The organism is Brucella sp. IR073 (assembly GCF_049065735.1).
Lineage (GTDB): Bacteria > Pseudomonadota > Alphaproteobacteria > Rhizobiales > Rhizobiaceae > Paramesorhizobium.
The window spans coordinates 130,706-142,663 of sequence record NZ_JBAKHD010000008.1 but is presented as its reverse complement, the minus strand read 5'-3'; the positions used below and the strand labels follow the sequence as shown (position 1 = coordinate 142,663).

The following is an 11,958-nucleotide window of genomic DNA, read 5'->3' as shown; positions in this document are numbered from 1 at the left end:
ATGACCCTTTACGCCGAATCCATTCCCGGGGAGGGGCGGGCTCAGCCTCTCCCGAAGAAAGGGGGGCTCAAACGGATATTCGACCGCAATATCCATGCCTATCTGTTCCTCCTGCCCTGGCTTATCGGGTTCTTCGGCCTGACCCTCGGGCCGGCGCTTGTTTCGCTTTATCTGTCCTTCACTAATTACGATCTGCTGCAATCGCCCGACTGGGTGGGCGCGGCCAATTATGTGCGCATCGCAACTGCCGATCCGAAATTCGCCGCGGCGATGCAGGTTACCTTCATCTATGTGCTGCTGTCGGTTCCGCTGAAGCTGGTCTTCGCGCTGCTCGTCGCGCTCGCCTTCAATCGCGGCATCAGGGGGCTGACGCTTTACCGGGCGATCTTCTATCTGCCGTCGCTGCTCGGTTCCAGCGTGGCCATCGCCGTCCTGTGGCGGCAGCTCTTCGCCTCCGACGGCCTCATCAACATGGCGCTGTGGAAGCTCTTCGGCTATGAGGGGCCAAGCTGGATTTCGAACCCGGATTATTCGATCTACACGCTGGTGATCCTGTCCGTCTGGCAGTTCGGCTCGCCGATGATCATCTTCCTCGCCGGTCTGCGTCAAATCCCGCAGGATATGTATGAAGCCGCCGAGATGGATGGCGCGAGCAAGCTGCGCCAGTTCTTCCGCATCACGCTGCCGCTGCTGACGCCTGTGATCTTCTTCAATGCGGTGATCCAGACCATCGACGCCTTCAAGGCTTTCACCCCGGCCTTCATCATTTCCGAAGGCACGGGCGGGCCGATCAACTCGACGCTTTTCTACACGCTCTATCTCTATCAGGAGGCTTTCGGCTTCTTCCGCATGGGCTATGCCTCGGCGCTCGCCTGGATATTGGTGATCATCATCTCGCTGTTCACGGCCTTCTCGTTCCTGTCGGCGAAATATTGGGTGCATTACGATGACTGACGCCGCCATCTCCACCCACCCCGGCCAGACGCCGCAGCGCTCAGCCCTGAAATCGGTGCTGCTGCATGCCCTGCTGATCGCGGCGTCTTTCGCCATGCTCTATCCGATCCTGTGGATGCTCTCGGGCTCGTTCCGGCCGCAGGACGAACTGTTCGGCTCCACCTCGCTCATTCCATCCTCGGTCGATCTTGGCGGCTATATAAGAGGATGGACCGGGCTGCAGGTCAGTTTCGGACGCTTTTTCTGGAACTCGTTCTTCATCGCGGTGCTCGCCACCATCGGCAATGTCGTCGGCTGCTCGCTCGCCGCCTTCGCCTTTGCGCGCCTGCGCTTCGGCGGGCGGAACTTCTGGTTTGCGCTGATGCTGGGCACGCTGATGCTGCCCTATCACGTCGTCCTCATCCCGCAATATATCCTGTTCCTGAAGCTCGGCTGGGTGAACACCTCGCTGCCGCTGATTGTGCCGAAATATCTGGCGACCGATGCGTTCTTCATCTTCCTCATGGTGCAGTTCTTCCGAGGCATTCCGCGCGAGCTGGACGAAGCGGCGGTGATGGATGGCTGCAGCCCGTTCCGTATCTACTGGAAAATCATGCTGCCGCTGTCCCTGCCGGTGCTGGCGACCGCGGCGATCTTCTCCTTCATCTGGACATGGGACGATTTCTTCGGTCCGCTGATCTATTTGAACGACATCAACACCTACACGGTGCAGCTCGGTTTGCGCTCCTTCGTGGATTCGACCGGAAGCTCGGACTGGACAGCGCTCTTCGCCATGTCCAACCTCTCGCTGGTGCCGGTGTTCCTGTTCTTCCTCTTCTTTCAGCGCCTTCTCATCGAAGGCATCGCCACAACAGGCATGAAGCGATAAATCCCCATGAGTTCAGTCAAATTCGCCGTCATCGGCATCGAACACGACCATATTTTCGGGCAAACCGCCTGCCTGCTTAACGCCGGAGCGGAACTTGCCGGCTTTCATGCGGCGGATAACGACCTTTCCCGCGCCTTTGCCGAAAAATATCCGGATAGCCCACGCGCCGACGATCCGCGCCGCCTCATCGAAGACCACGGCATCGACCTCATCGTCACCGCCGCCGTTCCCGACCAGCGGGCAGCCATCGCAATCGAAGCGATGCGATCAGGCAAGGATGTCATGGCCGATAAGCCCGGCATGGTGACGCTTGCCGAGCTCGATGAAGTCAAGCGCGCGCAGGCGGAAACAGGGCGGATCTATTCCATTCTCTACTCCGAACATTTCGAAAACCGCGCGACCGTGAAGGCGGGCGAACTCGTCGCCGCCGGTGCCATCGGCAAGGTGGTGTCCGTCGCCGGTTTCGGCCCGCACCGGCTGCGGGCGCCGACGCGTCCCGGCTGGTTTTTCGAGCGGCAGCGGACGGGCGGTATTCTCGTCGATATCGCCTCGCATCAGTGCGAGCAGTTCCTGTTCTTCACCGGGGCGGACACGGCTAAAATCCTCTCCGCAAGCGTCGCTAACCGCGCGTATCCGCAATGGCCGGGCTTGCAGGACACCGGCAGCATCCACCTTTCAACGGACAAGGCCAATGGTTTCATCCATGTCGATTGGTTCACGCCCGATGGCCTGCCAAGCTGGGGCGATGGACGGCTCTTCATCACCGGCACGGAAGGGGCAATCGAAATCCGCAAGAATATCGATATTTCCGGCCGCGAGGGCGGCAACCATCTGTTCCTCACCGACCGCAATGGCGTCCAATACATGGATTGCTCGCAAGTGCCTTTGCCCTATGGGCGCCAGCTTCTCGAAGATATCCGCAATAGGACGCAGACCGCCATGCCGCAGGCGCGCTGCTTCGCGGCCATGGAACTGGCGCTGAGAGCGCAGCAAATTGCCGAGGGAGCCCATCATGGCTAAGCGTTACAGGGTCGGCATCATCGGCTGCGGCATCGGCAGGTCGCATATCGTTGAGGGCTACGCGCCGCATCCGGACAAGTTCGAGGTCGTGGCGCTTTGCGACCTCGACGAAACCCGGCTCAACACGGTGGCGGACGAATTCTCCGTACCGCGGCGTACGGTTTCGTCCGATGAATTGATGGCCATGCCCGACATCGATATCATCGACATCTGCACCCCGCCCGCACCGCATACCCGCCTTATTCTGGAAGCGCTCGCCGCGGGGAAGCATGTCATCTGCGAAAAGCCGTTGACCGGGTCGCTGCTCGAAGTCGATCAGGTCATCGCGGCAGAAGCGGCAGCAAAAGGCGTTCTGATGCCGATCTTCCAGTATCGCTATGGGGAGGGCGTGCAGCAGGCGCGCCGCATCATCGAAAGCGGGCTGGCGGGCAAGCCCTATGCGGGTACCGCCGAAACCTTCTGGAAGCGTACCGCCAGTTACTACGACAATCCTTGGCGGGGCCGCTGGGCGACCGAGCTTGGCGGGGTTCTGATGACCCACGCAATCCATTTGCACGACATGCTGACCTATCTCATGGGGCCGGTCAGCCAAGTATTCGGACGCGTCGCCACGCGGGTTAATGCCATCGAGGTGGAAGATTGCGTTTCGGCCAGCCTGCTCATGCAAAACGGCGCGCTTGTCTCCTTGACCGCGACCCTCGGCGCGCAGGAGGAAATCAGCCGGCTGCATCTCGCCTTCGAGAATGTCACCTTCGAGAGCAACCACGCCGCCTATTCGCCGGGCGACGGCCCATGGCGCATCGTGCCGGCGAATGAGGACATCGCGCGCAGGATCGAAGCGCTTCTGAGCGATATGCCCCCGGTCGGGCGGCGATTCACCGGGCAGATGGAAGCGCTTTATTGTGCGCTGGAAAAGGGCGAGAAGCCGCCCGTAACAGCCGAGGATGCGAGACGTTCGCTCGAACTGCTGGCAGCGATCTATCATTCAAGCCAGACGCATTCGGATGTGGTGCTGCCGCTGGGGCAGGAGCATCCGAAATATAAGACCTGGCGTCCCTGAATGGGCACACTGGGGAGGAGGAGCAGCATGGCAAGCAGCATCAAACTCGAAAAGATCGTCAAGCGATTTGGCTCCCTGCCGATCATCCACGGCATTGATCTCACCATCGAGCCGGGCGAGTTCACGGTTTTCGTCGGGCCTTCCGGCTGCGGCAAATCCACTCTTTTGCGCATGATCGCGGGCCTTGAGGAAATAACCGAGGGCGATTTGCGTATCGACGGCGAGCGGGTGAACGAGCTTGCCGCCTCCAAGCGCGGCATTGCCATGGTCTTTCAGTCCTATGCGCTATATCCGCATATGACGGTCTACAAGAACCTCGCCTTCGGGCTTGAAACTGCCGGCTACAAGAAGGCGGAAATCGAAGCACGTGTGAGGAAGGCAGCGGATATCCTCCAGATCGGCCCGCTCCTGCAGCGCAAGCCGAAGGCGCTCTCCGGCGGCCAGCGCCAGCGCGTGGCGATCGGGCGGGCAATCGTTCGCGAGCCGAGGATTTTCCTCTTCGATGAGCCGCTGTCGAATCTCGATGCGGAACTGCGGGTACAGATGCGCGTCGAAATCGCCAGGCTGCATCAGCAGCTGGGCTCGACCATGATCTATGTGACGCATGATCAGGTGGAAGCCATGACGATGGCCGACAAGATCGTCGTCCTACGCGAGGGGCGCATCATGCAGGCCGGAAAGCCGCTCGACCTCTACAACAATCCCGCCAACCAGTTCGTCGCGGGTTTCATCGGCTCGCCGAAAATGAATTTCCTCGCCGCACGGGTTTCGCCCTCAGACGCCTCACGGCGCACTATAGAAGTGGGCGGAAGCAGTATCGTCCTGCCCAAGCCCGTAGAGGCACGGGATGATGAAGCGCTGACCTTTGGCGTCCGCCCGGAACATCTAAATCCGCAAGCGCAGGAAGCTTCACTTGGCGATGCATCCGTACAGCTGGTCGAGCATCTTGGCGGATCGACGGTGGTTTACGCAAGCACCCCAGACCGGCAGCCGGTGACGATGCTGCTGGAAGGCCAGCGCCAGATCCGCATCGGTGACAGCATCCCCTTCGGTTTCCAGCTCACCCAGACACATCTGTTCGGCGCTGACGGAAGGCGCATCTAGATCAGGTTGACGGACTTCTCACATAACTTAAGACAAATTGCTTGATATGCTCCAGCCGCTCTCGTTTCGCCTGTTCCGACAGAAGATTTCTGCCGAATATTGCTGAAAGCGTGTGATTGTTCGATAGATAAAAATAGGAAAGCGATGCGATGGAGATATAAAGCTGCACCGGATCGATGCCCGGCTTGAACTCGCCCGTGGCGACGCCTTTTTCCAAAATCGAGCCCAGCATCGATATGAGCGGCGAGTTCAGGTTCCTGATGTCGGGCAGCGTGCTGATATGCCGGGCCCGGTGCAGGTTTTCGCTGTTGAGCAGCGTGATGAAGTCCGGGTTATCCAGATAATATTGCCAGGTGAACTCCGTCAGCTGGCATATGGCGTCCGCCGGACTTAATTCGGAAAGATTGAGCTCGGATTCCGCCCGCCGGATTTTCGCATAAGTTTCGGCCAGCACTTCGGTGTAGAGCGCTTCCTTGCTTTTGAAATAGTAGAAGATCAGCTTCTTATCGAGATTGGCCCTTTCGGCAATTCTGGCCATGCGGGCGCCGCCGAGCCCAAATTCGGCGAATTCGGCGCCAGCGACTTCCAATAGCAGCTTTCTAGACCGGTCGGCATCGCGCGATTTCGCCGTCCCGTCGCCCTGGCCGTCAGCCTCCGCCGCAGTTTCGTTCGGTTTGCGCCGCGCCATTCCACATTCCTTTTTTCAGCCGTGAGATAATTCACCGATTGATGAATTGTCAACTTGCCAAACGGGATGGTGTTTGCGATAAAACGTCAATTCTCCGTATGGTGAATTAAACTGCACCCATGCGGACAATCGTGAAGTTGGGAGGGCTAGCCATGGCGGAAGACAGGAAGATCGGCATTATAATGCACGGCGTAACGGGCCGGATGGGGATGAACCAGCATCTCATCCGTTCGGTTCTGGCCATCAGGAACGGAGGAGGGCTGGCGCTCGCCGATGGCAGCCGGGTAATTCCGGAGCCGATCATCGTCGGCCGCGATGCCGGCAAGATCGAGCGCCTCGCAAAGACGCATGGCGTTGAGCGCTGGTCGACCGATCTCGACGGAGCTCTCGCCGATCCCTACAACGAAATCTTCTTCGACGCCGCCTCGACCAAGCTTCGGCCAAGCCTGCTGCGAAAGGCGATCGATGCGGGCAAGCATGTCTATTGCGAAAAGCCCGTTTCCGAGGGGCTTGAGGAAGCGATCGATATTGCCCGCTATGCCGCTTCGAAAGGCGTCAAGAACGGCATCGTTCATGACAAGCTCGATCTGCCGGGCCTGGTGAAGCTGAAGCGGCTGCGCGACAGCGGCTTTTTCGGCAAGATCCTCTCGGTCAAGGGCGAGTTCGGTTATTGGGTGTTCGAGGGAGATTATCTCCCTGCCCAGCGCCCGAGCTGGAACTACCGCGCGGAGGATGGCGGCGGCATCGTTTCCGATATGCTGTGCCATTGGCGCTATGTGCTCGACAATGTCGTCGCGCCGGTAAAGTCCGTAAGCTGCACCACCGCGACCCATATCGGCAAGCGATGGGATGAGGCGGGCAAGGAATATAAAGCCACCGCCGATGACGCCGCCTATGCGACATTCATGCTGGAGGGGGACATCGTCGCCCATATCAATTCCAGCTGGTGCACGCGCGTGCGCCGCGATGATCTGGTCACGTTCCAGATCGACGGCACCCATGGCTCGGCGGTCGCCGGCCTGCACAAATGCTTCACCCAGCACCGTGTGAACACGCCGAAACCGGTCTGGAACCCGGATGTGCCGCAGCCGCTGAATTTCTATGACGGCTGGGAAGAGGTGCCGGACAATGTTCCGCTCGACAACGGTTTCAAGGTGCAGTGGGAGCAGTTTCTCCGCCACGTTCTGGAAGATGCGCCGTGGCGCTATACGTTGGCCGAAGGAGCGAAGGGTGTGCAGCTGGCCGAGGCCGGGTACAAGAGCGCCCGCGAGCGCCGCTGGGTCGATCTCGAAGATCTGGGGCTGTAATCATGGCTTCCGTCATCCTTCCGACCAAAGAGGGCGGCCTCGAAACCTTTGAGATCGCGCCTCCGGCTGCAGTTGCCGAAGGCGGCGCGTGGAACCGTATCGCTTATGCGGCGGCGCATATGGTCACAGACCCCTTTGCCGACAATGATCCATGGCTCGATTGCGCTGTCGATTGGGACAGGACGCTGGCCTTCCGCGAACATCTCTGGTCTAGGGGATTCGGTGTCGCCGAAGCCATGGATACCGCCCAGCGCGGCATGGGGATGGATTGGCCGACATCGCTCGAACTGATCAGGCGCAGCGTCGCGCTGGCGAAGCCGGGCGGTCATCTCATCGCCTGCGGCGCGGGCACGGATCACCTCGCGGCATCCGATGCGGCGACGCTCGATGACGTGATCGCGGCTTATGAGCAGCAATGCGAGGCGGTGGAAGCGGCGGGTGGGCGCATCATTCTCATGGCGTCGCGGGCGCTTGCGAAACTGGCGAAATCTCCGGACGATTACCGCAAGGTCTATGGGCGGATACTCGGTTCGCTGAAGGAACCCGCCATCCTTCACTGGCTGGGCGAGATGTTCGATCCGGCGCTCGAGGGCTATTGGGGCGACAGGAACCATATGGCGGCGATGGAGACCTGCCTTGGCGTCATCGCTGAGAATGCCGCCAAGGTGGATGGCATCAAGATTTCCCTCCTTTCCGCTGAGAAGGAAATCTCCATGCGCCGCCGCCTGCCCGAGGGCGTCAGGATGTATACGGGCGACGACTTCAACTATCCCGAACTCATCGCGGGCGACGAGCACGGCTACAGCCACGCCCTGCTCGGGATATTCGATCCCATCGCAGGCGCGGCGGCGCGGGCGCTGAGCGCGCTGAACAGGGACGACATGGAGGCCTATCACGCCGCGTTCGGCCCCACGGTCCCGCTCTCACGGCACATTTTCAGGGCGCCGACCCGCTTCTACAAGACCGGCGTGGTGTTCATGGCCTATCTCAACGGCCATCAGGATCACTTCACCATGCTGGGCGGACAGCAGAGCGCGCGGTCGGCGCAGCATCTGGCCGATATCGTGCGTCTGGCAAGCCGTGCCGGTCTTTTCGACGATCCGGACCAGACAGCCATCCGCGCGGCCCGTGTCATGGCGGTTCACGGGATCGGGGTTTGAGATGATCACGGCAGACCGTCTTTCCCTCAACACCGCCACCGTCAGGGCGCAATGGAACCTCCGCGAATGCATCGAGGGTTGCGCTCGCCACGGCTTCGGCGGAATTTCGCCATGGCGCGACAAGCTGGACGAACTGGGCGCCAGCATGGCGGCAAGGCTAATCCGCGATGCGGGCCTCTCCGTGTCGGGCCTATGCCGTGGCGGCTGGTACACGACAGCCGATCCGCTCTCCCAGGAAGCCATCGACGACAACAAAAAGGCCATCGACGATGCCGCGACCATCGGCGCGGAGTGTCTTGTCATGGTCGTCGGCGGCATGGTGCCGGGCTCGAAACATATCGGCCGGGCGCGTGAGATCGCCGAGGAGGGGCTGGCGCATTCGCTCGAATATGCCCGGACCTGCGGCGTAAAAATCGCCATCGAGCCGCTGCATCCGATGTATGCCGCCGACCGGGCCTGCGTGAACACGCTGCGGCAGGCGCTCGACATCTGCGACCGGCTGGGTCCCGGCATCGGCGTGGCGGTCGATGTCTATCATGTCTGGTGGGACCCGGAGGTGGAAGAGCAGATCGACAGGGCAGGACCCGAACGCCTGATGGCCTTTCACATCTGCGACTGGCTGGTGCCTACCCAAGACCTTCTGCTGGACCGCGGGATGATGGGGGATGGTGTCATCGACATCTCCCGCCTGCGCAAGCGCGTCGAGGCAAATGGTTTCGGGGGGCTGAACGAGGTGGAGATTTTCTCGGCGGCCAATTGGTGGAAGCGGGATGCCGACGAGGTGATGCGCGTCATCGTGGAGAGGGCTGCGGGTTGTTAGAAGCTCTCCGACCGTCATTCTCGGGCTTGTCCCGAGAATCTGCGACAGGAGTGAAACGAGCTACCTCGATGTTTTGAGACGCGCGGTAGATTCTCGGGACAAGCCCGAGAATGACGACTGGAAGGGACTTGTGGACGCCTTGACTTGAGCGTTCTGACAAGACCTTAATTCCCTAAGTGGTGAATTGAGGAGCGCCACGAACATTGATCGCAAGGGAGGAGATTGCGATGTGTTGTAGACCATGCAGCGAAGCCATGGCGGGGAGGGCGGGATGCGACGTCTGATCCAATCGCCGCTTGTTCGCCCCATCCTGCTCGTCGCGGTTCTCGTCATTCTGTGGGACCTGTCGATCAGGGCCTTTGCCATTCCGGCTTATCTCATCCCGACGCCGACGGATGTCGCGATGAAGATGGCCGAGGAGTGGCGGATGCTGCTCACTGAGACCATCCCGACGCTGCAGGCCACCATCGGCGGTTTCGTCCTTTCCGTGGTCATCGGCGTTCCGCTGGCGATGCTGATCGCCTATTCGAAGACGGTGGAGAGCTATCTCTATCCGCTGCTGGTCTTCTCGCAGAGCGTTCCGAAAGTGGCCATCGCGCCTCTCTTCGTCGTGTGGTTCGGCTTCGGGATATTTCCGAAGATCATCGTCGCCTTCCTGCTCGGCTTCTTCCCCGTCGTGGTTTCCACCGTCATGGGGTTCAAGTCGCTGGAGGCTGATCTCATCGATCTGGCAAAGTCGATGGGCAGCACGCGCCTGAAGATGTTCTACAAGATCAGCCTGCCCAACGCGCTGCCCGCGATCTTTTCCAGCATGAAAGTGTCGGTCACCTTGGCCGTGGTGGGAGCGGTGGTCGGGGAGTTCGTCGGCTCCAATTCCGGCATCGGCTACGTATTGCAGCGTGCGAACGGCAATTTCGACCTGCCGCTAATGTTTTCGGCGCTGATCGTGCTGTCGCTGATGGGCGTAGTTCTGTTCGTCGTCATCGACGTGATCGAAAAGCTCATGCTGCCCTGGCACATTTCCAACCGCACGGGCATGGCGGGCGCGCACTGAATTAAAGACAACAAGTGGAGGAGGAAACAGATGAAAGTTAAGGGATTACTCAAGCGATGCGCTCTCTCAGCCGCGCTTGTTATCGCAGCGGCAGGCACGGCGCGGGCTCAACAGCCGGAAAAGGCGACTTTGATGCTGAACTGGTATGTCACCGGCCTTCACGCGCCGCTGATCCTTGGCCAGCAGAAAGGCTTCTTCAAGGAGGAGGGCGTCGATCTGGAGATTCAGGAGGGGCGCGGCTCCGGTCCTACCGTCCAGGCTGTGGCTGCGGGCAATGTCACGGTCGGCTTTGCCGATATGACGACCATGATGGCGCTGGCGGCGAAAGGTGCGCCCGTCATCTCCATCGGCTCGGCCCTGCAGCGAAGCCCTTTCGCGGTCGTCAGCCTCAAGGAAAAGGGCATCGACAAGCCGGAAAAGGTGAAGGGCCTCACCATCGCCATGACGGCGGGCGACTCGCCCTCGCAATCCTGGCCGCTCTTCCTTGAGAAGAACGGGTTGAAGCAGACCGATTACAAGACGGTCAATGGCGACGCAAAGACCAAGGTGAACGCGGTCATCACGGGACAGGCCGACGCCCTGCTGGGCTTTGCGATGGATCAGGGTCCCCAGATCGAGGAAGCGACCGGCAAGCCGGTGACCAATATGCTCTATGCCGATTTCGGCGTGAACAGCATCGGTTCGTCCTTCATCGTCAACAAGGAGACGGTCGAATCCAATCCGGAACTCTTGAAGAAATTCATGAAGGCGGCGACGCGCTCGTTCGAATATACCGTGCAGCATCCGGAGGAAGCTGTCGAAGCGATCCGCAGCGCCTATCCGAATGCGGGCAAGAAGGAGAGCCTGCTGAACGGGCTGAAAATCGCGATTCCGCTTTTCAAATCGAAGGAATCGGATAGCGGACGGCCGCTCCGGGTCACCAAGGCTCAGGTGGATGAAACGGTCGCCACAATGATCGCTGTCGGAACGCTGAAACCCTCCGACAACGACGCGTCGAAATATTACACCGACGCCTTCCTTCCGTGAGGCTTTCCATGAGACCGGCGCGCATTTCCGGGGAACCGATGGCGGATAATATCGTCAAGCTGCGGGACAAGGCCGACCTGATCCAGCTTCGCAAGGTGACCAAGAAGTTCGGCACTTTCGAAGCGTTGCGGCCGATCGACCTCTCCATCAGGGAAGGGGAGTTTGTGTCGGTCGTGGGACCATCCGGTTGCGGCAAAAGCACCTTGCTGCGGCTGGTGGCGGGACTGGCTCCGATCACCGAGGGCGAACTCCTGCTGGCCGGCAGGCGGATTACCGGCCCGCAAACGGATGTCGGCATCGTCTTCCAGAGCGCCGTGCTCCTGGCCTGGCGCAATATCATCGACAATATCCTGCTTCAGGCCGAAATGCGCAATATGAACAAGGCTTCGGCCCGCAAGCGGGCCGAAGCCCTTATTGCCATGGCCGGGCTCACGGGTTTCGAGAATAAATATCCCTGGCAGCTCTCAGGCGGCATGCAGCAGCGCGCTTCGATCTGCAGGGCGCTGCTGCATGATCCCAAGGTGTTGCTGATGGACGAGCCCTTCGGCGCGCTCGATGCCATGACCCGCGAGAAGATGAATGTCGAATTGCAGCGGATCTGGCTGGAGTCGAAAAAGACGGTCCTGCTCATCACGCATAGCATTCCGGAAGCGGTCTATCTCTCCGACCGGGTGGTGGTGATGAGCGAACGGCCCGGCTCCGTCGCGGCGATTTACGACATAGACCTGCCCCGCCCGCGTGATCTCAAGGTGATGGCGTCGCCGGAATTCGGCTCATACACGCGCACGATCCGGCAGCATTTTTACGCCCAGGGTTCGCTGGATGATCACTAGGGGTGCAATCAAAGCGTTGCTCGGGCGGGCCGCTGCGAGGGGGTCGATCTCAGACAGACGAACA

Annotated in this window: 12 protein-coding genes; 11 read left to right on the top strand and 1 reads right to left on the bottom strand. The window is 60.3% G+C overall.

Going from position 1 to position 11,958, the window contains the following annotated elements; translation table 11 throughout:
- From ACOWVG_RS16550 to ACOWVG_RS16530, 5 genes are read left to right on the top strand one after another with little or no spacing between them, the layout of a single operon-like run.
- Nucleotides 1-954, top strand: coding sequence for a carbohydrate ABC transporter permease (locus ACOWVG_RS16550; RefSeq protein ID WP_420963419.1), 954 nt, complete (start codon nucleotides 1-3; stop codon nucleotides 952-954).
- A complete protein-coding gene (locus ACOWVG_RS16545; protein ID WP_420963418.1) occupies nucleotides 947-1,822 on the top strand; it encodes a carbohydrate ABC transporter permease in 876 nt (291 codons plus the stop codon). Before ACOWVG_RS16550 ends, ACOWVG_RS16545 begins: the two co-directional genes overlap by 8 nt.
- A 6-nt stretch (nucleotides 1,823-1,828) precedes the next feature.
- Complete coding sequence (locus tag ACOWVG_RS16540) at nucleotides 1,829-2,842, top strand: Gfo/Idh/MocA family protein (protein ID WP_420963417.1); 1,014 nt, start codon at nucleotides 1,829-1,831, stop codon at nucleotides 2,840-2,842.
- Nucleotides 2,835-3,902 carry a Gfo/Idh/MocA family protein gene (locus ACOWVG_RS16535; protein WP_420963416.1) on the top strand — a complete coding sequence of 356 codons (1,068 nt, stop codon included), beginning with the start codon at nucleotides 2,835-2,837 and terminating at the stop codon, nucleotides 3,900-3,902. Before ACOWVG_RS16540 ends, ACOWVG_RS16535 begins: the two co-directional genes overlap by 8 nt.
- 27 nt (nucleotides 3,903-3,929) lie before the next feature.
- On the top strand, nucleotides 3,930-5,006 hold the full coding sequence (locus ACOWVG_RS16530) for an ABC transporter ATP-binding protein (RefSeq protein ID WP_420963415.1): 1,077 nt from the start codon (nucleotides 3,930-3,932) through the stop codon (nucleotides 5,004-5,006).
- A 1-nt stretch (nucleotide 5,007) separates the two neighbouring features.
- On the opposite strand, the gene ACOWVG_RS16525 is transcribed toward ACOWVG_RS16530, so the two are convergent.
- On the bottom strand, nucleotides 5,008-5,694 hold the full coding sequence (locus tag ACOWVG_RS16525; protein ID WP_420963414.1) for a TetR/AcrR family transcriptional regulator: 687 nt from the start codon (nucleotides 5,692-5,694) through the stop codon (nucleotides 5,008-5,010).
- 152 nt (nucleotides 5,695-5,846) lie between these two features.
- Here ACOWVG_RS16525 and ACOWVG_RS16520 point away from each other — a divergent pair, with 152 nt between their 5' ends.
- From ACOWVG_RS16520 to ACOWVG_RS16495, 6 genes are all read left to right on the top strand, one after another.
- Nucleotides 5,847-7,001, top strand: a complete 1,155-nt coding sequence (locus tag ACOWVG_RS16520; RefSeq protein WP_420963413.1) for a Gfo/Idh/MocA family protein — start codon at nucleotides 5,847-5,849, stop codon at nucleotides 6,999-7,001.
- Between the two features lie 2 nt (nucleotides 7,002-7,003).
- Nucleotides 7,004-8,161, top strand: coding sequence for a dihydrodipicolinate synthase family protein (locus tag ACOWVG_RS16515; RefSeq protein WP_420963412.1), 1,158 nt, complete (start codon nucleotides 7,004-7,006; stop codon nucleotides 8,159-8,161).
- 4 nt (nucleotides 8,162-8,165) lie between these two features.
- Nucleotides 8,166-8,981: a sugar phosphate isomerase/epimerase family protein gene (locus ACOWVG_RS16510; protein ID WP_420963447.1), complete on the top strand. Its 816-nt coding sequence runs from the start codon at nucleotides 8,166-8,168 to the stop codon at nucleotides 8,979-8,981.
- A 271-nt stretch (nucleotides 8,982-9,252) separates the two neighbouring features.
- Nucleotides 9,253-10,035, top strand: a complete 783-nt coding sequence (locus ACOWVG_RS16505; protein WP_420963411.1) for an ABC transporter permease — start codon at nucleotides 9,253-9,255, stop codon at nucleotides 10,033-10,035.
- Nucleotides 10,036-10,065: 30 nt separating this feature from the next.
- Entirely contained in the window at nucleotides 10,066-11,061 is a 996-nt protein-coding gene (locus ACOWVG_RS16500) for an ABC transporter substrate-binding protein (RefSeq protein ID WP_420963410.1), read from the top strand.
- A gap of 38 nt (nucleotides 11,062-11,099) precedes the next feature.
- Complete coding sequence (locus tag ACOWVG_RS16495) at nucleotides 11,100-11,894, top strand: ABC transporter ATP-binding protein (protein WP_420963409.1); 795 nt, start codon at nucleotides 11,100-11,102, stop codon at nucleotides 11,892-11,894.
- Nucleotides 11,895-11,958 lie beyond the last annotated feature (64 nt).

What these genes read in the sequence shown, in the direction of transcription:
- ACOWVG_RS16550 (WP_420963419.1), top strand. Translation starts at nt 1, where the DNA reads ATGACCCTTTACGCCGAATCCATTCCCGGGGAGGGGCGGGCTCAGCCT.
- ACOWVG_RS16545 (WP_420963418.1), top strand. Translation starts at nt 947, where the DNA reads ATGACTGACGCCGCCATCTCCACCCACCCCGGCCAGACGCCGCAGCGC.
- ACOWVG_RS16540 (WP_420963417.1), top strand. Translation starts at nt 1,829, where the DNA reads ATGAGTTCAGTCAAATTCGCCGTCATCGGCATCGAACACGACCATATT.
- ACOWVG_RS16535 (WP_420963416.1), top strand. Translation starts at nt 2,835, where the DNA reads ATGGCTAAGCGTTACAGGGTCGGCATCATCGGCTGCGGCATCGGCAGG.
- ACOWVG_RS16530 (WP_420963415.1), top strand. Translation starts at nt 3,930, where the DNA reads ATGGCAAGCAGCATCAAACTCGAAAAGATCGTCAAGCGATTTGGCTCC.
- ACOWVG_RS16525 (WP_420963414.1), bottom strand. Translation starts at nt 5,694, where the DNA reads ATGGCGCGGCGCAAACCGAACGAAACTGCGGCGGAGGCTGACGGCCAG.
- ACOWVG_RS16520 (WP_420963413.1), top strand. Translation starts at nt 5,847, where the DNA reads ATGGCGGAAGACAGGAAGATCGGCATTATAATGCACGGCGTAACGGGC.
- ACOWVG_RS16515 (WP_420963412.1), top strand. Translation starts at nt 7,004, where the DNA reads ATGGCTTCCGTCATCCTTCCGACCAAAGAGGGCGGCCTCGAAACCTTT.
- ACOWVG_RS16505 (WP_420963411.1), top strand. Translation starts at nt 9,253, where the DNA reads ATGCGACGTCTGATCCAATCGCCGCTTGTTCGCCCCATCCTGCTCGTC.
- ACOWVG_RS16500 (WP_420963410.1), top strand. Translation starts at nt 10,066, where the DNA reads ATGAAAGTTAAGGGATTACTCAAGCGATGCGCTCTCTCAGCCGCGCTT.
- ACOWVG_RS16495 (WP_420963409.1), top strand. Translation starts at nt 11,100, where the DNA reads ATGGCGGATAATATCGTCAAGCTGCGGGACAAGGCCGACCTGATCCAG.